A 20,003-nucleotide genomic window follows, 5' to 3' on the forward strand; every position below is an offset into this window, starting at 1 on the left:
TGCCAGCTGGCAGCTTATCCGGCGCACCTGAACGATCGCTAACCCGGGAGGGTGGTCGGACGGCGCACCCAGCGGTCAGCCGGCCGGTGCCCCGGACAGCCGCTGCACCTGGACGCCGAGCGAGCACAGGTCGGCCACGTAATTCGGGTAGCCGCGGTCGATGTGGTGCACGTCGGCGATCTCGGTGACCCCCTCGGCGCAGAGCCCGGCGATCACCAGCCCGGCTCCGGCCCGGATGTCGGTCGCCCGTACCCGGCCGCCGACCAGCCGTTCCCGGCCGCGTACCACCGCGTGGTGGCCGTCGGTCCTGATGTCCGCGCCCAGCCGCAGCAGTTCGTCGACGAACTGGAACCGGCCGTCGAAGATGTTCTCGGTGACCAGTGACGCCCCTTCGCTGACCGAGGCCAGGCCGATCGCCATCGGCAGCAGGTCGGTGGCGAAGCCGGGAAACGGCAGGGTGACCACGTCCACCGCCCTCGGCCGACGCTCCATGCGTACCCGGAAACCGTCGCCGACGGTGTCGACGGTGGCCCCGGAGGCCGCCACCTTGTCGAGGGCGACCGCCAGGAACGCCGGGTCGACGCCGCGTACGGTGACGTCGCCACGGGTCATCGCGGCGGCGAACGCCCAGGTGCCGGCGACGATCCGGTCGCCGATCGTGGAGTGGCGGACCGGCCGCAGCTCCGGCACGCCCTCGATCCGCAGGGTGGCGGTGCCGGCACCGTCGATCTGGGCGCCCATCTCGGTGAGCATCGCGCAGATGTCGACGATCTCCGGCTCGCGGGCCGCGTTGTCGATCTCGGTGATTCCGTCGGCCAGTACCGCCGCCATCACCAGGTTCTCGGTGGCGCCGACGCTCGGGAAGTCCAGCCAGATCGTCGCGCCGTGCAGGCCCCGGGCGGCCGAGGCGACGACCAGTCCGTCGGCGGCGGAGATCTCGGCGCCCATCCGGGCCAGGCCGGCCACGTGCATGTCGAGCCCGCGCGAACCGATCGCGTCCCCGCCCGGTTGGGCGACGGTGACGCGTCCACACCGGGCCAGCAGCGGGCCGAGTACGCAGATCGACGCCCGCAGCCGGCGGACCAGATCGACGTCGGGCTGACAGCTGGGTGCCGGCGGCACGTCGATGACCACGGTGTCGGCGCGCGGCGAGCCGGTAGCCGACCGCGAGCCGGCGGCCAACGACGGTCCGGCAACCGACAGCGGCTCGGCCTCGCCCATGGTGACCTCGCAGCCGAGTCCGCGCAGCACGTCGGCCATGATGGCGATGTCGGTGATCCGCGGCACGTTGCCGATCACCGTCCGGCCCGGTGCCAGCAACGCCGCCGCCATCAGTTTCAACGCCGAGTTCTTCGCACCCTCCACCGGGACCGTCCCGGCGAGCCGGCTGCCGCCGCCGACCCGGATGACGTCCCCGGACGCCGCCGGCAGCAGAGGAGGCTCGACGGTGGTGCTACCGGCGCGGCTGAGAATCCGTACCCTGTCGCTCATGGCCGTCCACCTCACCCGCATCTACACCAAGGCCGGGGACACCGGCACGACCAGGTTGAGCAACAACGAACAGGTCGCCAAGACCGACCCGCGCATCTGCGCGTACGCCGACGTCGACGAATGCAACGCCGCGCTCGGTGTCGCCCTCGCCCTCGGCGATCTCGACGAGACGCTGCGCGGGATGCTCGGGCAGATCCAGAACGACCTGTTCGACGTCGGCGCCGACCTGGCCACCCCGGTCGATCCGGAACCGGCGTACCCGCCGCTGCGGGTGACCGAGGCGTACGTCACCCGGCTGGAGGGGTGGTGCGACGAGCACAACTCACGGCTGGCCAAGCTCGACTCCTTCGTCCTGCCAGGCGGTACCCCCGGTGCCGCGCTGCTCCACGTGGCCCGCACCGTCGCCCGGCGGGCCGAGCGTTCGGCATGGGCGCTGATCACCCACGAACCGGAACGAACTAGTGCTCTTCCGGCAAAGTATCTCAATCGTCTCTCGGATCTGCTGTTCATCTTGTCCAGAACCGCAAACCCGGACGGCGACGTGCTGTGGAAACCGGGCGGCGGGCGCTGATCACGACAAGATCGCGAATCAGCAGATGGCCGGACTGCACCACGTGGAGCTGTGGGTACCCGATCTGTCCGGGGCTGAACCGGGCTGGTCCTGGCTGCTGGGTGAACTTGGCTGGCAGCCGTACCAGCGCTGGCCGGCCGGCCGCTCCTGGCGGTACGGCACGACGTACCTGGTGTTGGAGGAGTCCTCAGCGCTCACCACCCGGCGGCACGACCGGTGCGCGCCGGGGCTGAACCACGTGGCGTTCCACGCCGGGCCCAGGCAGCGGGTGGACCAGCTGGTCGCGGCGGCGCCGGCCCACGGGTGGTCACTGCTGTTCGCCGACCGGCATCCGTACGCGGGCGGGCCGGACACCTACGCCGGGTACCTGGCCGACCGGTACGGCTACGAGGTGGAACTCGTCGCCGACGGGTAACGCCGGATGCGCCTTGAGCGGTCAGGCGGCGAGGCTGCGCGAACTCCCGCCCGGCAGGCTCGCCTCGAGCCAGGAGCTGAAGCCGGTGACCGTCGACTCCGCCATGGCGATCTCGACCGGTGCGTGGTGGCTGGTGCACCGCAGGATCACCCAGTCGTGCGGCAACGCGAGCCGCTCCTGCCCGCGCGGGCTGCGCCGGCTCTCCACGGCCAGGCCGTGCCGGGACAGCACCCGTTTGGGCCGCAGCGCGAAACTGAACATCCGGTACCAGCGCAGCTCATCACCGGCGAACCGGCCGAATCCGGACGACCAGCCCCGGCCGTCAACCATGGTGGAGACCCGGAAACTCAACTTGATGGTGCCGCGTACCCGGACGACCAGCGCTCGCCGGACGAACAGCACCAGGATCGCGGCGAACAGGATCAGTACGCCGATCCCGAACCATTGGATGGTCGACATCGACGCAGCCCGCTCAGTGTCCGGATGCGGTGGCGGGGGCGGCCGGAGTGGCTTCCTCCGCGAGAATCGTCACTCCGTTGGTGGTCACCGAGAGGAACCCGCCGGCGACGTCATAGGCCAGCTGCTCCCGCCCCGGCAGCGTGATCCGTACCTGGCCGGGCTCGGCGAGCTGACCGAGCATCGGGGCGTGGCCGGGCAGTACGCCGAGCTCGCCCTCGGTGGTGCGGGCGATCACCATCTCGGCCTCACCGGACCAGACCATCTCCTCGACGGCGACGAGTTCGACGTGCAGTTGCTTGGCCAACGCGGACTCCTTTGATGGCGAGGACCACCCGAGTTTAATCGGGGCGATGCGCGGACTCCCAGCCGGGTGCCCGCCGGACCACCCGTTACTTTTCGCGATTGACCAGTTCAGGACGGGTCAACACGAACTGGTCAAGAGTGCCGGCCCGCAACGCGGCAAGGCATTCGTCGGCGTCCTCGGTGAACCGCTCCCCCTGATACCCGCCGCCCGGGTCGGTGACGGCCACACCCGGCAGGTCCAGCATGACGATGTCGTCGGCCCGCAGTTGGCGCAGCGCCAACGCGAAGTCGACCAGCGACCGGCCCCGGGTGCCCACCACCACCGCTTCACCGGCGGCCTCCAGCACTGCGGTCAACCGGCCCGGTTCGGTGATCAGGTCCCGGCTGATCACCTGCTCGGCCAACGCCCGGACGAGCTGCCGTTGGTGCCGCTGCCGGCCGTAGTCACCGTCCGGCAGGCTGTCCCGCTGCCGGACGTAGTCCAACGCCTGCCAGCCGTTGAGCCGCTGCTCCCCCTGCTTGTACTCGGCCTGCGGACCGACGTACCCGGTGCCGTCGGGATTGCCCGGGCGCGGCCGGCCGTCCGGTTGACGGTGCGCCGAACGCACATCGGCGTCGATGGTCATCCGGACCCCGCCGACCGCGTCGACCAGACGTTCCAGGCCGGCGAAGTTGACGATCACACCGGCGTCGAACCGGTCGATCCCGGTGCGGGCCGAGACCGTCGCCGCGAGCAACTGGAAGCCGGTCACCGGGTCCGGGTACTCGGCACCGGGCACCCGGCTGCCGTACGCCATCGCGGAGTTGATCCGGTCGACGCCGCCCGGGTGGCCGCTGACACCGAACGCCGGGACGTCCACCAGCAGGTCCCGGGGCAGGGAGATCAGGTACGCCCGGGACAGCCCGCTCGGCACGTGCATCAGCAGCACGGTGTCCGCTCGGGGCACCTTCTCCGGCTGGTCGGTCGGCCGGTCGATACCGGCCACCAGCAGATTGACCGGGCCGGTGAGCCGGTCGTCCGGACCGGTGTCCACACCGGTGCCGACGCCGACGTCGCCGAACAGGTCCGCGGTGGGTACGGCGGCCGCGTACCGGTCGGCAACGGTGCGGCTCAGCACCACCACGGCCCCACCGGCGAGAAGCAACCCGACGAGTACGGCGAGCAGCGCCAGCCGTTCCGGCCGACTCAGCCTCGCTGGGCGTGCCCGGGTCCGATCTGGCTGCGTCATGCTCCGACCCCCGTCCGCCGCAGAGCCGGTCGGGTACCCCGGCCGGTTGCCGGCAAACGCGGGCCGATGGTGAGCGTCGGGTGAAACGCCACGGGCGTCGGGTGAAACGCGACGAGCGCCCCGCCGCGATGGCGGGGCGCTCGTCAGGCGCAGAGCGGGTCAGGCGCAGAGCGGGTCAGCCCTTCATTAGCTCCTGGGCGTTGCGCTCCAGGTCGTCGAGCCCACCGCACATGAAGAAGGCCTGCTCGGGGAAGTGGTCGTACTCCCCTTCACTGATCTTGCGGAAGGCTTCGATGGTGTCCTTCACCGGCACGTATGAACCCTTGATGCCGGTGAAGACCTCGGCCGCGTAGGTGTTCTGCGACAGGAACCGCTCGATCCGGCGCGCCCGGGAGACGGTGATCTTGTCTTCCTCGGAGAGCTCCTCCATACCGAGGATGGCGATGATGTCCTGCAGGTCCTTGTACTTCTGCAGGATCCGCTTCACCTCGGAGGCCACCGCGTAGTGCTCCTGGCCGACGAACTCCGGGGCGAGAATCCGCGACGAGGACGCCAGCGGGTCCACCGCCGGGTAGATGCCCTTGTCGGAGATGGACCGCTCCAGGTTGGTGGTGGCGTCCAGGTGGGCGAAGGTGGTGGCCGGCGCCGGGTCGGTGTAGTCGTCGGCGGGCACGTAGATCGCCTGCATCGAGGTGATCGCCTGGCCCCGGACCGAGGTGATCCGCTCCTGCAGCTCGCCCATCTCGTCGGCCAGGGTGGGCTGGTAACCCACCGCGGACGGCATCCGGCCGAGCAGCGTGGAGACCTCGGAACCGGCCTGGGTGAACCGGAAGATGTTGTCGATGAACAGCAGCACTTCCTGCTTCTGCACGTCCCGGAAGTACTCGGCCATGGTCAGCGCGGCGAGCGCGACCCGCAACCGGGTGCCCGGCGGCTCGTCCATCTGGCCGTAGACCAGCGCGGTCTTGTCGATGACACCGGACTCGGTCATCTCGTGGATCAGGTCGTTACCCTCACGGGTCCGCTCCCCGACGCCGGCGAATACCGACGTACCACCGAAGTTGTTCGCGACCCGGATGATCATCTCCTGGATGAGCACCGTCTTGCCCACGCCGGCCCCGCCGAACAGGCCGATCTTGCCGCCCTTGACGTACGGGGCGAGCAGGTCGAGCACCTTGATGCCGGTCTCCAGCATCTCGGTCTTCGGCTCCAGGTCGGCGAACGCCGGCGCCTTCTGGTGGATCGACCGACGCTCGGTGACCTGCAGCGTCTCGCCCTCGGGAAGGTTGAGGCACTCGCCGATGGTGTTGAACACCCGGCCCTTGATGCCGTCACCGACCGGCACCATGATCGGTGACCCGGTGTCGCGGACCTCCGCGCCCCGGACCATGCCGTCGGTCGGCTGCATCGAGATGGCCCGGATCACGTTGTCGCCGAGGTGCTGGGCGACCTCGAGGGTCAGGGTCCGCTCACCGCCGGCGAGCGCGACGTCCACGTGCAGGGCGTTGAAGATCTCGGGCATCGCGTCGCGCGGGAACTCGGCGTCGACGACCGGGCCGATGACCCGGACCACGCGGCCGGTAGCCGATGCGGTCGCTCCGGTTGCCTGGGTTTCTACAGAGGCAGTCATCACACTTCACTTCCCGCCGCCGCGAGCGCGTTGGCGCCGCCGACGATCTCGCTGATCTCCTGAGTGATCCCGGCCTGACGCGCCGAGTTCATTAGCCGCGTGTACTTCTCGATCATTTCCTCGGCGTTGTCGGTGGCGCTCTTCATCGCCCGCCGCCGGGCCGCCGATTCGCTCGCCGCCGATTCGACCAGTGCCGCGTAGATCCGGGTGTTGATGTACTTCGGCAGCAACGCGTCGAGCAGCGCCTCGGCGTTCGGCTCGAACTCGTACGCCGGCAGGACTTCCGTACCCTCCCTCGGCTTGTCCTTGACCTCCATCGGGCCGAGGATCCGGGGCACCGGGGTCTGCGTCATCAGCGACTTGAACTCGGTGGAGACGATGTGCAGCTCGTCCACCCCGAGCACCTGGTCGGCCCCGCCGCCGTCGGTGTCGTCCGCGCCGCGCTGGAACGCCGCGATCAGCGTCTGGCCGACCTCGCGGGCGTCGGCGAAGCCGGGCTGCTCGGAGAAGCCGGTCCAGCTCGCTTCGATCGGCCGGTTACGGAACCGGTAGTACGAGACGCCCTTGCGGCCGATCACGTACAGCACCGGTTCCTTGCCGTCGGCCTTGAGCCGCGCGATCAGCGACTCGGCGGTCTTGATCGCGTTGGTGCTGTATCCGCCGGCCAGGCCCCGGTCACTGGTGATCACCAGCACGCCGGCCCGGCGCACCGTCGGGCGCGCGGTCAGCAGCGGGTGGTCGACCGAGGCATTGGAGGCCAGCGCGGTGAGCACACCGGTGATCGCGTTGGCGTACGGCAGCGAGGCCGCCACCCGCGCCTGGGCCTTGGCGACCCGACTCGTCGCGACGAGCTCCATCGCCTTGGTGATCTTCTTCATCGACTTCGCCGAGCGGATCCGCTGGCGGAGTACCCGAACCTGCGCTGGCATCCGGAACCGCCCTATTCCTTCTCGGCGTCAGCGTCGGCGACGTACCGGGTGACGCTCTCGCGTTCCTGCTCGCCCTCCAGGGCCTCGGCCGGCGCCTCGTTGACCACCCGCGCCGGGTCCTTGGACAGGAACATCTGCTTGAACTTCTCGATCGCGTCGGACAGCGTCGCGATGATCTCGTCGTCCCAGTTGTGCGCGGCGATCGAGTCCAGCGTGCCGGAGTGGGAGTGCCGCAGGTACTCCAGGAACTCCGACTCGAACCGCCGGACGTCACCGACCGGGATGTCGTCGAGCTTGCCCTCGGTGCCGGACCAGACCGAGACGACCTGCTCCTGCACCGGGAACGGCGAGTAGTTCGGCTGCTTGAGCAGCTCGACCAGGCGGCCACCGCGCTCCAGCTGGTTGCGCGACGCCTTGTCCAGGTCGGAGGCGAGCGCGGAGAACGCCTCCAGCTCCCGGTACTGGGCCAGGTCCAGCCGCAGCCGGCCGGCGACCTTCTTCATCGGCTTGACCTGCGCGGCGCCACCGACCCGGGAGACCGACGTACCGACGTTGATCGCCGGCCGCTGGCCCTGGTTGAACAGGTCGGTCTCCAGGAAGATCTGCCCGTCGGTGATCGAGATGACGTTGGTCGGGATGAAGGCCGAGATGTCGTTGGCCTTGGTCTCGATGATCGGCAGACCGGTCAGCGAGCCGCCGCCCAACTCGTCGGAGAGCTTCGCGCACCGCTCGAGCAGCCGGGAGTGCAGGTAGAAGACGTCACCCGGGTACGCCTCACGGCCCGGCGGACGGCGCAGCAGCAGCGACACGGCGCGGTACGCCTCGGCCTGCTTGCTCAGGTCGTCGAAGACGATCAGCACGTGCTTGCCGGCGTACATCCAGTGCTGGCCGATCGACGACCCGGTGTACGGGGCGATGTACTTGAAGCCGGCCGGGTCGGAGGCGGGCGAGGCGACGATGGTGGTGTACTCCATCGCGCCGTGCTCCTCCAGCACGCCCTTGATCGAGGCGATGGTGGAGGCCTTCTGCCCGATCGCCACGTAGATGCAGCGAACCTGCTTGGCCGGGTCGCCGGACTCCCAGTTGGCCCGCTGGTTGAGGATCGTGTCCAGCGCGACGGTGGTCTTACCGGTCTTGCGGTCGCCGATGATCAGCTGCCGCTGGCCGCGACCGATCGGGGTCATCGCGTCGATCGCCTTGATACCGGTCTGCAGCGGCTCGGACACCGACTGGCGGGCCATCACGTTCGGCGCCTGCAGCTCCAGCTCACGGAAGCCGTCGTTGGCGATGTCCCCGAGGCCGTCGATCGGCTCACCGAGCGCGCTGACCACCCGGCCCAGGAAGGCGTCGCCGACCGGGACGGAGAGCACCCGGCCGGTGCGCTTGACGCGCTGGCCCTCCTCGATGCCGGCGTAGTCACCCAGGACGACCACACCGATGTCACGTACGTCGAGGTTCAACGCCACGCCCAGCGTGCCGTCCTCGAATTCCAGCAGTTCGTTTGCCATCGCCGAGGGCAGGCCCTCGACGTGTGCGATGCCGTCCCCGGCGTCCGACACGGTGCCGACCTCTTCACGAGACAGCTCCGGCGTGTAGGAGGAGACGTAGCGTTCTAGGGCACCACGGATCTCGTCCGACGAGATGGTCAGCTCGGCCATCCTCTGCTTCCTCTATGTCTAGTGGCCCGGATGAACCCGGAACGGCATGGACTGAATCAGCGCCCGGCGAGCGCCTTGCGAGTGTCGATGAGGCGGCGCCGAACGGTGCCGTCGTACAGGTCGGAACCGATCCGTACGCTCATCCCGCCGAGTACGGCGGGGTCGACCGTCAACTTGACGGACACCTCCCGACCGTACATTCCGGCCAACGTGGCGCCCAGCCGCTGCTCCTCGGGCTGGGTCAGTGGTGCGGCGACCGTGACGTACGCGACCTGCCGGTCCCGCCGGGCGGCGGCCAGCTCGACCAGCCGGCCCAGCCCGGCGCCGACGGATCGCCCGCCGAAGCCCCGGACCGCCTGCTCGGCGAGGCGCACCGTGGCCGGCAGCGCCTTTCCGGTGAGCAGCGTGCGGACCAGTTCGACCCGCCGGTCGGCCGGCACGGTGACGTCACCGACCACGGCACCCAACTGCGGGTCGCCGTCGATGATCTTGCCGAACCGGAACAGCTCGTCCTCCACCTCGGCCAGCTCGCCGGCCGACTCGGCACCGGCCAGTGCCGCGTCGACGCCGAGTCGCTCGACGGCGTCGAGCAGCTCCGACGGCGCCGACCAGCGCGCCGCGACGACCGCGCCGAGCAGGTCGAGGCTGTCCGCGCCGATCTTCCCTTCGAGCAGGCCGCGCAGCAGCCCGGTCCGGTCGTCGGCGGGCCGGGCCGGGTCGGCCAGCGCCCGCCGCAGCCGGGGCTGACGGCGCAGCAGGTCGGCCGCCGAGAGGATCTCGTCGGCCGTGGTCGCGACCGCCGTCGGAGCGGCACCGGCGACGTAGCCGACCAGTCGCTCGGTCACCGCGGCGTAGGACTCCCGGCTGGTGGCGGACTGCATCAGCGGGCCCCCGCGTTCTCCAGGTCGGCCATGAACCGCTCGACGGTGCCCTTGCGGCGGGCCTCGTCGGCGAGCGCGTCCCCGACGATCCGGCCGGCCAGGTCGACCGCGAGCGTGCCGACCTCGGCACGCAGCTCCCGGATGATGGTCTGCCGCTCGGCGGCGAGCTGCTCCTTGCCGGCCGCGATGATCCGGTCGGACTCCTCCCGCGCCTTGGCGAGGATGTCCTGCCGGATCCCTTCGGCGTCGGCCCGGGCGTCGTCGCGGATGCGGGCCGCGTCGGTGCGCGCCTCGGCCAGCTGGGCCTTGTACTGCTCCAGCAGCTGGTTCGCCTCGGCCTGGGCGGCCTCGGCCCGCTTGATGCCGCCCTCGATCGCCTCGACCCGCGCCTGGTACATCGCTTCCATCCGTGGGAACACGAACTTCAGCAGGACGGCGACGAGCAGACCGAAGGCGATCAGGCCGACGATGATCTCGGACAGCGGCGGGAGCAGGATGTTCCCGCCCTCTTCCGCAGCTATGTACGTGGAATCTTCGTACATGGACACTTCCCTTCGCCCGGACCGGCGCTCGCGCTGCCGGTCACCGAGTCAGACGCGGTGAGCCCGTCGGCTCACCGGATGCCGGCCGGGTCAGTTGAGCGCGAACGCGAGCACCAGACCGAGCAGGGCGAGCGCCTCGATCACGGCGAAGCCCATGAACATGTAGACCCGGGTCAGGCCGGCGCTCTCCGGCTGGCGGGCGGTCGCCTGAATGTAGGCGGCGAACACCAGACCAACGCCGATACCGGGGCCGAGGGCGGCGATGCCGTAGCCGATGGCGTTCAGGCTGCCGGTGATCTCCATGGTTGTTTTCCTCCTGCGTTGAACGCGTGTCCGTCACGCGCACGTTTAGGTGAATGTTCAGTTGTCGTCCACGCAACTGACCCGCGGACGTGTATCGGTCAAACGAGGGCTTGATCAGTGCGACTCGGCCAGCGAGTGCTGCAGATAGGTCGCGCTGAGCAGGGTGAAGACGTACGCCTGCAGAATCATGATGCCGAACTCGAAGAAGGTCATCACGATCGCCATGCCCCAGCTCAGGACCGCGATGGGCTTGATGAACAGGCTGTCGGCCTGGAACAGCGCCACGCCACCGAGGATGAACACCAGCAGGATCATGTGGCCGGCGAACATGTTCGCGAAGAGTCGGACGGACAGCGTGACGGGCCGCAGGATCAGGTTCGAGACGAACTCGATCGGCACCAGGATCGGCTGGACCCACAGCGGCGCGCCGGACACCCAGCAGACGTGCTTGACGTAGCCGAGGAAGCCCCACTTGGCGATGCCGTGGCCGATGTAGAGCAGCCAGCTGACCACCGCCAGCACCATCGGGAAGGCGATGTGCGACATCGGCGAGATCTGGGCGAACGGAACGATGCCCCAGAGGTTGTTCAGCAGGATGAAGCAGAACAGCACCGTCAGGTAGGGCGCGAACCGCACCCCGTCCCGGCCGATCACGTCCCGGGCGATGTTGTCGCGCACCATGCCGTACACCGACTCGGCCAGCCACTGGCCCTTGGTCGGCACCAGCTTCGGGCTGCGGTAGGTGACCAGGAAGAAGATCATCACCAGCGCGGCGGCGATCCAGAGCAGCAGCGTGATCTTGGTGAAGGCGGCCGCCCAGGCGGTGCCGTCCAGCCCGGGGATCAGACTGCGGAAGTCGAAGGCATCCACGCCGGGAGGGAACTCCGCGGCGAGAACGGTCGGCTGCTCAATCAACGCGCATCCTCCGTTGGTCGGGCCTGGTTCACGCGCCCAGCTTCTTAACGGTCAGGTAGACCCCGGCCGCCGTCCCGCCGATCAGCCCGATCAGCAGCCCGACGTTGGGCAGGTCCAGCCAACGGTCGACGAGCCACCCCGCGCCGCCCCACACGGCCATCCCGCCGAGCAGGTAGCCGATCGCGGCGAACCCGGTGTCGGCCCCCGAGGGACCTGCGGGTTCGGAAGGTGGTTCACCGGCCATGACGCCGGAAACATATCAGGGCAACGATGGAGGCTGTGCGTCACCCCCCGCACAACCCTCGTTGTGTGGGCGACCCGGTGGCACGTCAGATGGGTGCACACGCTACTCCTCTTCCGCCCCGGTCGGTATCCACTCCCCACACCACCGGCGATCCCGGCCTCAGCGTAGGTCAAATCCGACAAATCTTCGCGAAAATCGATGCTTCTCGCCGCCGGCCCACCGGCCGGCACACACCCTGGGTCACCGGAGGGTCAGCGCGGGTCGATCTCCACGTACGGGATCCGGGCCCGGAAGGTCCACCACACCTGGGCCGTGATCCATCCCACTGTGGCCACGACGATCGCCACCGCCAGCATCCGCTGCCCCGGCCAGTCCGACGCGGCCACCGCGAACACCGCCACCCCGAGCAGCGCGAACTTCAAGCTGTAGGTGAGCAGGCCCACACTGAGCACCATCCGCGGATGCACCGAGTCCGCCCAGGCCAGCGCCAGGCTGGAGGCCACATAGCCGGCCGCCACCAGGGCGACACCGACGGCGGCGCCGACCGCCCCCGGGACTCCGTCCAGCCAGCCGCCCACCCCGGCGAGCACCACCAGCAGCACCGCCGACACCATCGACGGCACCGGCAGGTGCCGCAGCCGACTGCGCATCATCGGACGACCTCCGCCTGCATCCTCTGCCCGCCCCGCCGATCTCAGGGCAGCAGCGCCACGCCGAGCGCCCCCACCGTCTCCTCGATCTCGTCGGCCACCCGGGCGAAGGTGTGGTCGCCGCGCCCCCACGGATCGTCCAGATCGTCCCCCGGCTGGGGACCGGCGCCGGCCCGGACCGCGGCGACCGCAGCGACCAGCGCCGCGCCCCGGGCGTGCACCGCCTCCGGGGTCACCGCCGCGTCCGGACCCGACCGGACACCAGGCAGCCCGTCCGGGTCCACCGCCGGCAGCAACCGGCCGAACTCGCCGAGCACGAAGGTGCGTTCGGCGGCGTCCGGGCGCAACGCGAGCACGTACTCGAGCTGGTCGGCGGTGGCGGTGAGCACCAGATCGGCGGCGTCGATCTGATCGGACCGCAGCTTACGGGCGGCGAAGCCGTCGACCTGCCCGCCCCGGGCGAGCACCTGGCGGGCCGCCGGTGGGTTCATCTCCTCGCCGGCGTGCCAGCCGCCGGTGCCGGCGCTGTGGCTGTGCAACAGCTCCTCGACCGGCGGCGCGACGGCCGGACCGAGCCGGTCCAGCCGCTGCTCGAGCGCCAGCACCAACAGCCGCTCGGCCATCGGCGAACGGCAGATGTTGCCCATGCAGACATGAAGGACGGTGAACGGCGGCACTAGGACTCCGTACCGATGATGTCCGGGACCACGTCGCGCAGCTTCTCGATCGGGATCGCGCCGTCACGGACCACCCGGGGCACATCGCCGGTCAGGTCGACGATGGTGCTGGGCACCGGGTCCGGACACGGGCCGGCCTCCAGGTACGCGCGCACCGAGTAGCCGAGCTGGTCCCGGGCCTCGGCAGCGGTCACCGCCGGCGGCCGGCCGGTCTTGTTCGCCGACGAGACCGCCATCGGGCCGGTCTCCCGCAGCACCTCCAACGCCACCGGATGCAGCGGCATCCGGACCGCGACGGTGCCGTCGGTGTCCCCCAGATCCCAGTTCAGGCTGGGCGCGTGCTCGACGATCATGGTGAGCGCCCCCGGCCAGAAGGCGTCGGCCAGGTCGCGGGCGGGCTGCGGCAGGATCAGCACCAGCCCGTCGAGGGTGTGCCGGGAACCGACCAGCACCGGCGGCGGCATCTGCCGGTCCCGACCCTTGGCGTTGAGCAACGCGGTGACCGCGTACGAGGTGAAGGCGTCGGCACCCACGCCGTACACGGTGTCGGTCGGCAGCACGACCAGCTCACCGTTCTTGACCGCCTCGATCGCCGCGGCGATGCCTTTGTCACGGTCGGCGGCGGACCGGCAGTCATAGAGCATCACGGTGTGCCAGTCTGCCACGTGCCCGCCCGCTGATCCGCACCGATCACCTCCAGCTGCCGTCAGCCCGTCCGGCGGGCGGTCACGAAACGCGGCCGGCCGGCCAGGTCGCGATGGCTGGTGACCGCGTCGAACCGGCCGGCGGCGGCGACCAACGCGACGACGGCGGCGGCATGGCCGTCGTCGTGCTCCACGCCGAACAGCCCGCCGGGGCGCAGCAGGGTCACCGCGCGGTGCACCACCGGTCGGATGACCGCCAGGCCGTCCGGCCCGCCGAAGACCGCCTCGGCCGGGTCGTGCCCGGCGACCTCCGGCGGCACCGGGGTGCCGTCCGGCACGTACGGCGGGTTGCACAGCAGCACGTCCACCCGGCCGGTGAGCTCGCCGAGCAGGCCCGGATCCCGGACGTCGCCGGCCCGCACCTCGATCGGCCGGTCCCCGGCGGCGGCCTGTCGCCGGGCGTTGCGGCGCAGCCAGCGCAGGCTGTCCGTCGAGCGTTCGACCGCGACCACCCGCGCCGTCGGAACCTCGTGCGCGACCGCCAGCGCCACCGCGCCACTGCCGCTGCACAGGTCGACGACGACCGCCTCGCCGGGCTGGTCACGCAGCGCGTCGACGCCCGCCCCGGCGAGCAGTTCGGTCTCCGGCCGGGGCACGAAGACCCCCGGCCCCACCGCGAGCTCCAGATAACGAAACGGTGCCGATCCGGTGAGGTGCTGCACCGGTTCCCCGGCCGCCCGGCGGGTCACCAGACTGTGGAACCTGCCGATGTCGGCCTCGTCGAAGTCGCCACTCAATGCCAGCCGGCCACGCGGAATGTCCAGCACCGAGGCGGCAATCAGCTCCGCGTCGACCCGGGCGGCGGCGACACCGGCGGCCGCCAGCCGGGCGGCCGCGGCGGCCACCGCGGCTCGGACCGGCGTCCGATCCGGCAATCCGGAGGTGTTCTCTGGCAAGCGGTTCACGACATAATCATGGTGCGTCCACCCGGGCGTCCGTGGAACAGGTCGCGGATCGGGTCGGGTGTGTGCTCCGCCAGATTCCAGCGGGCTCCAGGGGAGGTTGCGCGTGGGTTGGCTCGACCGGCTCACCGACCAGGCCGAGGCGCTGATGCAGGCCCGGTCGCTGATGGAGAGCAGCCGCTCGGCTGAAGCCTGCGTCGCCTTCGAGCAGGTGATCCGGAACACCAGCAACCGGTACGTACGGGCCGACGCGCTGGTGCAGCGGCTCTCCGCGCTGCTCAACCTCGGCCGGTCCGCCGAGTACACGGTGGCCGTCGACCGGGCGTTCGAGGCCGCCCGCGACGTCAGCGAACCGTACCTGCACGGCCACCTGCACGCGCTGGCCGCGCTCGCCGCCCACCAGCAGGGCGCGTTCGACCGGTGCGTCACCCATCTGGTGCACAGCGCCCGGGCGCTCGGCGCCGCCACCGACGTGGACCGGGAAACCGCCTGGGGCTGGCACGACCTGGCGATGGCCTACTCCTACCTCAGTTTCCACGGGTACGCGTTGAGCGCCATCGAGCACGCCCGGCAGCTCGCCAACGCCACCGGCATTCCAGAGGAGACCTTCGCCGCGCCCGGCATCCGGCTGCGCAACGCTGTCGCGTTGGACCATCATGGAGACACCGACGGCTGCCTGCGGGTGCTCCGCGACATCGGCAGCGACCTGGCGAAGTTCGTGCACGCCGACCGGGCCGGGCTACTGCGCCCGAGCAGCCGGGTGGCCTACGGGTACGCCCTGGCCCGGCTGGCCGCACTCGGTGAGCCGGCCCGGCTGCCCGCTGGCGCCCCGGAGGCGACCCGGCTGATGATCGACGGCGGCGACAGCGCCCGCGCCCGCGACCTACGCCAGCTCGGGGTGGTCTGCCTGACCATCGCGGCGGACCGGCCGGCGGAGGCGTTGACCCGCCTGTCCACGGCGGTGGTCTCCGCCGAGACGCTCGGTGCCGCCGAGACGGCCCGGCTGCGTAGCGTCGCGCACACCCGGGCCGGCGACCACGCCGCCGCGCACGACGCCGACCGGTACGCGTTCCGGCTGGCCACCCGGCGCAACGACCGGCTGCGTGACATGTACGTCGACGGCATCGCCGCCCGGCTGGACCAGGAGGAGATGCGTCGCTCCGCCGCGCAGTACACCCAGGAGGCGTTGACCGACCCGCTGACCGGGCTGGCCAGCCGCCGGCACCTCGACCTCTACGTCACCGACATGGCCGGCCGGGGCGACCGGGCCGTGGTGATGGTCTGTGACCTGGACGGTTTCAAGTCGGTCAACACCGTGCACGGCCACCACTCCGGTGACCTGGTGCTGCAACGGGTCGCCGGGGTGATCAACCGGGTGATGCGCCGGGGTGACTTCGTGGCCCGGTACGGCGGCGACGAGTTCGTGGTGGTGCTGCCGGGCGCCGGCCCGGCCGAGGCGGCCGACGTGGCCCGCCGGATCACCGCTGCGGTGGCCGGTGAGGAGTGGGAGTCGCTGGTGCCCGGCACTCCGGTCGGGGTCAGCGTCGGCTACGCCGAGATCAGCGGTTCCGGTCCGGGGTTGCGCGAAGCGCTCAGCCGAGCCTTCGAGGTGGCCGCCCGGCAGATGCGTGAGGCCCGGCAACGGCCCCATCCGGTGCGCTGACCCACCGGGCCGGCACCGACGGAAAGCCGGTCAGCGGCGGGTCATCTCGGCGTCACCGGCGGGTCAGCTCAGTGTCACCGGCGAGCCGGGCGGCCCGGTCCGCCTCGGCGAGCGCGTCGAGGACGCCGTCGAGCTCCCCGCCGATCGCCAGGTCCAGATTGTACGCCGTGTAGCCGATCCGGTGGTCGGTGATCCGGTTCTGCGGGTAGTTGTAGGTGCGGACCCGCTCGGACCGGTCGACCGTGCGCACCTGGGAACGGCGGGCGTCGGAGGCCGCCGCGTCGGCCTGTTCCTGGGCGGCGGCGAGCAACCGGGCCCGCAGGATCCGCATCGCCTGCTCCCGGTTCTGCAGCTGGCTCTTCTCGTTCTGGCAGGAGACGACGATGCCGGTCGGCAGGTGGGTGATCCGTACCGCCGAGTCGGTGGTGTTGACCGACTGCCCACCGGGGCCGGAGGAGCGGAAGACGTCGATACGCAGCTCGTTCGGGTCGATGTTGACCTCGACGTCCTCGGCTTCCGGCAGCACCAGCACCCCGGCGGCACTGGTGTGGATCCGGCCCTGTGACTCGGTGACCGGCACCCGCTGCACCCGGTGCACGCCGCCCTCCCACTTGAGCCGGGACCAGACGCCGTTGCCGCCCTCGGGCATCCCTCGCGACTTGACTGCGAGCGACACGTCCTTGACGCCGCCGAGGTCGGAATCCTGCGAGTCGAGCACCTCCACCTGCCAGCCGCGCCGTTCGGCGTACCGCAGGTACATCCGCAGCAGGTCGCCGGCGAACAGCGCCGACTCCTCGCCGCCCTCACCCGCCTTGATCTCGACGATGACGTCCTTGGCGTCGTGCGGGTCCCGGGGGATGAGCAGTTCCGCGAGGCGGGCCTCCAGGTCGGGCAGGCTGGCGGCGATCGCCTCCGCCTCGACGGTGAACGCCGGATCCTCGCCGGCCAACTCACGGGCGGCAGCCAGGTCGGCCCGGGCCTGGGCGAGCTCGCCGGCGGCCTTGTGCAGCGGGGCCAGCTCGGCGAACCGGCGGCCGACCCGGCGGGCGGTGGCCTGATCGGCGTGGATCGCCGGATCGGCCAGCTGCTTCTCCAGCTCGGCGTACTCGTCGAGGAGCCCGGCCAAGCGCTCGCTGCTCATCAGATGCCTTCCGTGGATACTCCGGCCTTCCGGCCAGGGAGGAAACGGTCCGCCGGGTTGAAGAGACCAGGACAGTCCAGACACTGCGGCGCCCGCCCCCGACATCGGTCGGAGGCGGGCGCCGCGCGCACAGCTACTTGGCCTTGTTGGCCTTCGCCTTGGCGTACTTCTGCTGGAACTTGGCCACCCGGCCGGCGGTGTCGAGGACGCGCTGCTTGCCGGTGTAGAACGGGTGGCAGGCGCTGCAGGTCTCAGCGTGGATCTTGCCGCCGGGTGCGGTGCTGCGGGTGGTGAACGATGCGCCGCAGGAGCAGGTGACCTCGGTGGTCACGTACTCCGGGTGGATGTCCTTCTTCACGGGTGGTCCTCTCTTCGTCGGTCGCCGGGTCGCCGTCGACGTCGGCCGCGCCGTTGCGCGGGCCGACTCGGGCGTGAACCGGAACCTGGCCTGTTGTCAGTCTGCCACGGGCCGTGGCAGCGGGTCGCGGTGGGCGGAGCGAACCGCCCACCGCGACCGTCACGAACACCGCCGGACGCAACGCCCGGCGAGCCCGACGGATTCCCGACCGCGCGGGGCCCGGTGCCGGGGTCACTCCCCCGGCGTCGACTTCGCGATCTGCATCAGGAACTCGATGTTGGTCCGGCTCTGCTTGAGCCGGTCCAGCAGCAGGTCCAGTGCCGCCTGGGAGTCCAGCGAGTGAAGCACCTTGCGCAGCTTGTGGGTGATCGCCAGCTCCTCCGGCGCGAGCAGGATCTCCTCCTTACGGGTGCCGGACGGGTGGATGTCGATCGACGGGAACACCCGCTTGTCGGCGATCTTGCGGTCCAGCTTGAGCTCGGCGTTGCCGGTCCCCTTGAACTCCTCGAAGATCACCGTGTCCATCATGGATCCGGTCTCCACCAGTGCGGTGGCGAGGATGGTCAACGAACCGCCGTTCTCGATGTTGCGGGCCGCGCCGAGGAACCGCTTCGGCGGGTACAGCGCCGTCGAGTCGATACCGCCGGACATGATCCGCCCGCTGGCCGGCGCGGCCAGGTTGTACGAGCGGCCCAGCCGGGTCACCGAGTCGAGCAGCACGACGACGTCGTGGCCCAGCTCGACCAGCCGCTTGGCCCGTTCGATGGCCAGCTCGGCGACCGTGGTGTGGTCCTGCGGCGGCCGGTCGAACGTGGCCGCGACGACCTCGCCCTTCACCGACCGCTGCATGTCGGTGACCTCTTCCGGACGCTCGTCGACCAGCACCACCATCAGGTGGCACTCGGGGTTGTTGTGCGTGATGGCGTTGGCGATCGCCTGCAGCACCATCGTCTTGCCCGCCTTGGGCGGGGAGACGATCAGCGCCCGCTGGCCTTTGCCGATCGGCATCACCAGGTCGATGACCCGGGTGGTGAGGATGTGCGGCTCGGTCTCCAGCCGCAGCCGGTCCTGCGGGTACAGCGGGGTGAGCTTGTAGAACTCGGGCCGCCGCCGGGCCTCCTCCGGCTCCATGCCGTTGATGGTGTCCAGCCGGACCAGCGGGTTGTACTTGTCACGGCGCTGCTCGCCCTCGCGGGTGGCCCGCACCGCACCGGTGACCGCGTCACCACGCCGCAGACCGTGCTTCTTGACCTGCGACATGGAGACGTAGACGTCGTTGGGCCCGGAGAGGTAGCCGGTGGTACGCACGAACGCGTAGTTGTCCAGCACGTCGAGGATGCCGGCGACCGGGACGAGTACGTCGTCCTCGGTCACCTGCGGCTCCCGGCCGCCGCCACCGTCGCCGTCACCGCGGTCCCCCCGCCGCCGACGGTCGCGGAACCGGCTGCGTCGGCTGCGCCGACCGCCGCCATCGTTGTCGTCGTCGTCGTTGTTGTCCCGCTGGTTCCGCTCGCCACGGTCACCCCGGTCGTTACGGTCACCCCGGTCGTTACGGTCGCGACCACCACGGCCGTCACCGCCCCGCTCGGCCCGCTCGCCACGGTTGTCCCGCTCGCCACGGCCATCCCGGCCGTCACGGTTGTCCCGCTCGCCACGGTTGTCCCGGCCGTCACCGCCCCGCTCGACCCGCTCGCCCGACTCGGTCGGCGCGGTCGCGGTCTCGTCGGTACGCGACTCGGCTGCCGATCGACGGCCCCGGCGGGTGCTGCGCTCGCGAGCCGGCTCGTCGACGATGGCGAGCTGCTCGCCGTCGCCGCCGTCGCGCCGCTCGGACCCGCCGTCGCCGCGCCGCTCGGCCTCAGGACGGACCTCGGCGCGGACCTCCTCCCGAGGGGGTGCGGTCGCCGCCGCGACCTCGGCGCGCGGCCGTGGGGCACCCCCGCCGGCCTGGCGCTCGGTGATCGCGGTGATCAGCTCACTCTTGCGCATCCGGGCGGTGCCGGAGATGCCGAGCGACGCGGCGAGGCTCTGCAACTCCGGCAGCAGCATCGCGGACAGCCCGGTGCCGGACCGCCGACGGCGGGCAGGAGCAGCGGTGGTGTCGTCAGCGACGTTGGAGACATCCGACGTCACGTCGGTGGTGTCGCTCAATGGATTCCTTCCCTCGATAGGCCGGGCAACCCGGGTCAAGACGCTAGGTGGCCGGGTGGCCTCGGTGCACCCGCCTCGCATGACACGTCGCGGGAGTCTTCGCGCAGCTCTGCCGAACCCGCTTCACCAGCCTCGGTGGGCAGCTCTCGACATCTGCAGCGATCCGTGGAGACTGCGGTTTGGCGGT

The 20,003-nt window shown here is 70.8% G+C and carries 22 protein-coding genes; 3 read left to right on the forward strand and 19 right to left on the reverse strand.

What is annotated here, in order from left to right; translation table 11 throughout:
• Positions 1 to 75 precede the first annotated feature (75 nt).
• The gene (gene murA / locus EDC02_RS20660; protein WP_123603383.1) at positions 76 to 1,491 is read right to left on the reverse strand and encodes a UDP-N-acetylglucosamine 1-carboxyvinyltransferase; all 1,416 of its coding nucleotides are present in this window, start codon (positions 1,489 to 1,491) and stop codon (positions 76 to 78) included.
• Here murA and EDC02_RS20665 point away from each other — a divergent pair.
• Positions 1,490 to 2,062 (forward strand): cob(I)yrinic acid a,c-diamide adenosyltransferase, encoded by a 573-nt coding sequence (locus EDC02_RS20665; protein ID WP_123603384.1) that lies wholly within the window; start codon positions 1,490 to 1,492, stop codon positions 2,060 to 2,062. The two genes, murA and EDC02_RS20665, sit on opposite strands and share 2 nt — an antisense overlap.
• 25 nt (positions 2,063 to 2,087) lie before the next feature.
• The gene (locus tag EDC02_RS20670; RefSeq protein ID WP_123603385.1) at positions 2,088 to 2,477 is read left to right on the forward strand and encodes a VOC family protein; all 390 of its coding nucleotides are present in this window, start codon (positions 2,088 to 2,090) and stop codon (positions 2,475 to 2,477) included.
• A gap of 21 nt (positions 2,478 to 2,498) precedes the next feature.
• Here EDC02_RS20670 and EDC02_RS20675 read toward each other — a convergent pair whose 3' ends face one another.
• From EDC02_RS20675 to prmC, 15 genes are all read right to left on the reverse strand, one after another.
• Positions 2,499 to 2,936, reverse strand: coding sequence for a DUF2550 domain-containing protein (locus EDC02_RS20675; RefSeq protein ID WP_123603386.1), 438 nt, complete (start codon positions 2,934 to 2,936; stop codon positions 2,499 to 2,501).
• Between the two features lie 13 nt (positions 2,937 to 2,949).
• On the reverse strand, positions 2,950 to 3,240 hold the full coding sequence (locus EDC02_RS20680; protein ID WP_123603387.1) for a F0F1 ATP synthase subunit epsilon: 291 nt from the start codon (positions 3,238 to 3,240) through the stop codon (positions 2,950 to 2,952).
• An 85-nt stretch (positions 3,241 to 3,325) separates the two neighbouring features.
• Positions 3,326 to 4,468 carry an LCP family protein gene (locus EDC02_RS20685; RefSeq protein WP_123603388.1) on the reverse strand — a complete coding sequence of 381 codons (1,143 nt, stop codon included), beginning with the start codon at positions 4,466 to 4,468 and terminating at the stop codon, positions 3,326 to 3,328.
• A 175-nt stretch (positions 4,469 to 4,643) separates the two neighbouring features.
• A complete protein-coding gene (gene atpD, locus EDC02_RS20690; protein WP_123603389.1) occupies positions 4,644 to 6,098 on the reverse strand; it encodes a F0F1 ATP synthase subunit beta in 1,455 nt (484 codons plus the stop codon).
• The gene (locus EDC02_RS20695; RefSeq protein WP_123603390.1) at positions 6,098 to 7,027 is read right to left on the reverse strand and encodes a F0F1 ATP synthase subunit gamma; all 930 of its coding nucleotides are present in this window, start codon (positions 7,025 to 7,027) and stop codon (positions 6,098 to 6,100) included. The genes atpD and EDC02_RS20695 overlap by 1 nt, the downstream gene beginning before the upstream one ends.
• Positions 7,028 to 7,038: 11 nt before the next feature.
• Positions 7,039 to 8,685, reverse strand: a complete 1,647-nt coding sequence (atpA, locus tag EDC02_RS20700; RefSeq protein ID WP_123603391.1) for a F0F1 ATP synthase subunit alpha — start codon at positions 8,683 to 8,685, stop codon at positions 7,039 to 7,041.
• Positions 8,686 to 8,741: 56 nt separating this feature from the next.
• Entirely contained in the window at positions 8,742 to 9,566 is an 825-nt protein-coding gene (locus EDC02_RS20705; RefSeq protein WP_123603392.1) for a F0F1 ATP synthase subunit delta, read from the reverse strand.
• Positions 9,566 to 10,108, reverse strand: coding sequence for a F0F1 ATP synthase subunit B (locus tag EDC02_RS20710; RefSeq protein WP_123603393.1), 543 nt, complete (start codon positions 10,106 to 10,108; stop codon positions 9,566 to 9,568). The genes EDC02_RS20705 and EDC02_RS20710 overlap by 1 nt, the downstream gene beginning before the upstream one ends.
• A 90-nt stretch (positions 10,109 to 10,198) precedes the next feature.
• A complete protein-coding gene (gene atpE, locus EDC02_RS20715) occupies positions 10,199 to 10,411 on the reverse strand; it encodes an ATP synthase F0 subunit C (protein ID WP_123603394.1) in 213 nt (70 codons plus the stop codon).
• Between the two features lie 114 nt (positions 10,412 to 10,525).
• Positions 10,526 to 11,326, reverse strand: a complete 801-nt coding sequence (gene atpB / locus EDC02_RS20720) for a F0F1 ATP synthase subunit A (RefSeq protein WP_123603395.1) — start codon at positions 11,324 to 11,326, stop codon at positions 10,526 to 10,528.
• 28 nt (positions 11,327 to 11,354) lie between these two features.
• Positions 11,355 to 11,570, reverse strand: coding sequence for a hypothetical protein (locus EDC02_RS20725; protein WP_123603396.1), 216 nt, complete (start codon positions 11,568 to 11,570; stop codon positions 11,355 to 11,357).
• Between the two features lie 251 nt (positions 11,571 to 11,821).
• Positions 11,822 to 12,223, reverse strand: coding sequence for a hypothetical protein (locus EDC02_RS20730; protein WP_123603397.1), 402 nt, complete (start codon positions 12,221 to 12,223; stop codon positions 11,822 to 11,824).
• A gap of 41 nt (positions 12,224 to 12,264) precedes the next feature.
• The gene (locus tag EDC02_RS20735) at positions 12,265 to 12,897 is read right to left on the reverse strand and encodes a phosphotyrosine protein phosphatase (RefSeq protein ID WP_123603398.1); all 633 of its coding nucleotides are present in this window, start codon (positions 12,895 to 12,897) and stop codon (positions 12,265 to 12,267) included.
• Positions 12,897 to 13,541, reverse strand: coding sequence for an L-threonylcarbamoyladenylate synthase (locus EDC02_RS20740; protein WP_123604990.1), 645 nt, complete (start codon positions 13,539 to 13,541; stop codon positions 12,897 to 12,899). Before EDC02_RS20740 ends, EDC02_RS20735 begins: the two co-directional genes overlap by 1 nt.
• A 62-nt stretch (positions 13,542 to 13,603) precedes the next feature.
• Positions 13,604 to 14,506 (reverse strand): peptide chain release factor N(5)-glutamine methyltransferase, encoded by a 903-nt coding sequence (prmC, locus tag EDC02_RS20745; protein WP_233606100.1) that lies wholly within the window; start codon positions 14,504 to 14,506, stop codon positions 13,604 to 13,606.
• Positions 14,507 to 14,609: 103 nt separating this feature from the next.
• On the opposite strand from prmC, the gene EDC02_RS20750 reads away from it, so the two are divergent.
• On the forward strand, positions 14,610 to 16,166 hold the full coding sequence (locus EDC02_RS20750) for a GGDEF domain-containing protein (protein WP_123603400.1): 1,557 nt from the start codon (positions 14,610 to 14,612) through the stop codon (positions 16,164 to 16,166).
• Positions 16,167 to 16,218: 52 nt separating this feature from the next.
• Here the strand turns inward: EDC02_RS20750 and prfA are convergent, their stop codons facing one another.
• The 3 genes from prfA to rho all read right to left on the reverse strand — a co-directional run bounded on the left by prfA (position 16,219) and on the right by rho (position 19,816).
• The gene (prfA, locus tag EDC02_RS20755; RefSeq protein ID WP_123603401.1) at positions 16,219 to 17,307 is read right to left on the reverse strand and encodes a peptide chain release factor 1; all 1,089 of its coding nucleotides are present in this window, start codon (positions 17,305 to 17,307) and stop codon (positions 16,219 to 16,221) included.
• A 133-nt stretch (positions 17,308 to 17,440) separates the two neighbouring features.
• Positions 17,441 to 17,665 carry a 50S ribosomal protein L31 gene (rpmE, locus tag EDC02_RS20760; RefSeq protein WP_123603402.1) on the reverse strand — a complete coding sequence of 75 codons (225 nt, stop codon included), beginning with the start codon at positions 17,663 to 17,665 and terminating at the stop codon, positions 17,441 to 17,443.
• 231 nt (positions 17,666 to 17,896) lie between these two features.
• Positions 17,897 to 19,816, reverse strand: coding sequence for a transcription termination factor Rho (gene rho / locus EDC02_RS20765; protein ID WP_199757709.1), 1,920 nt, complete (start codon positions 19,814 to 19,816; stop codon positions 17,897 to 17,899).
• Positions 19,817 to 20,003 lie beyond the last annotated feature (187 nt).

The sequence above is a fragment of the Micromonospora sp. Llam0 genome (genome assembly GCF_003751085.1).
Taxonomy (GTDB): Bacteria; Actinomycetota; Actinomycetes; order Mycobacteriales; family Micromonosporaceae; genus Micromonospora_E.

What these genes read in the sequence shown, in the direction of transcription:
- EDC02_RS20665 (WP_123603384.1), top strand. Translation starts at nt 1,490, where the DNA reads ATGGCCGTCCACCTCACCCGCATCTACACCAAGGCCGGGGACACCGGC.
- murA (WP_123603383.1), bottom strand. Translation starts at nt 1,491, where the DNA reads ATGAGCGACAGGGTACGGATTCTCAGCCGCGCCGGTAGCACCACCGTC.
- EDC02_RS20670 (WP_123603385.1), top strand. Translation starts at nt 2,088, where the DNA reads ATGGCCGGACTGCACCACGTGGAGCTGTGGGTACCCGATCTGTCCGGG.
- EDC02_RS20675 (WP_123603386.1), bottom strand. Translation starts at nt 2,936, where the DNA reads ATGTCGACCATCCAATGGTTCGGGATCGGCGTACTGATCCTGTTCGCC.
- EDC02_RS20685 (WP_123603388.1), bottom strand. Translation starts at nt 4,468, where the DNA reads ATGACGCAGCCAGATCGGACCCGGGCACGCCCAGCGAGGCTGAGTCGG.
- atpD (WP_123603389.1), bottom strand. Translation starts at nt 6,098, where the DNA reads ATGACTGCCTCTGTAGAAACCCAGGCAACCGGAGCGACCGCATCGGCT.
- EDC02_RS20695 (WP_123603390.1), bottom strand. Translation starts at nt 7,027, where the DNA reads ATGCCAGCGCAGGTTCGGGTACTCCGCCAGCGGATCCGCTCGGCGAAG.
- atpA (WP_123603391.1), bottom strand. Translation starts at nt 8,685, where the DNA reads ATGGCCGAGCTGACCATCTCGTCGGACGAGATCCGTGGTGCCCTAGAA.
- EDC02_RS20705 (WP_123603392.1), bottom strand. Translation starts at nt 9,566, where the DNA reads ATGCAGTCCGCCACCAGCCGGGAGTCCTACGCCGCGGTGACCGAGCGA.
- EDC02_RS20710 (WP_123603393.1), bottom strand. Translation starts at nt 10,108, where the DNA reads ATGTACGAAGATTCCACGTACATAGCTGCGGAAGAGGGCGGGAACATC.
- atpE (WP_123603394.1), bottom strand. Translation starts at nt 10,411, where the DNA reads ATGGAGATCACCGGCAGCCTGAACGCCATCGGCTACGGCATCGCCGCC.
- EDC02_RS20725 (WP_123603396.1), bottom strand. Translation starts at nt 11,570, where the DNA reads ATGGCCGGTGAACCACCTTCCGAACCCGCAGGTCCCTCGGGGGCCGAC.
- EDC02_RS20730 (WP_123603397.1), bottom strand. Translation starts at nt 12,223, where the DNA reads ATGATGCGCAGTCGGCTGCGGCACCTGCCGGTGCCGTCGATGGTGTCG.
- EDC02_RS20740 (WP_123604990.1), bottom strand. Translation starts at nt 13,541, where the DNA reads ATGCTCTATGACTGCCGGTCCGCCGCCGACCGTGACAAAGGCATCGCC.
- prfA (WP_123603401.1), bottom strand. Translation starts at nt 17,307, where the DNA reads ATGAGCAGCGAGCGCTTGGCCGGGCTCCTCGACGAGTACGCCGAGCTG.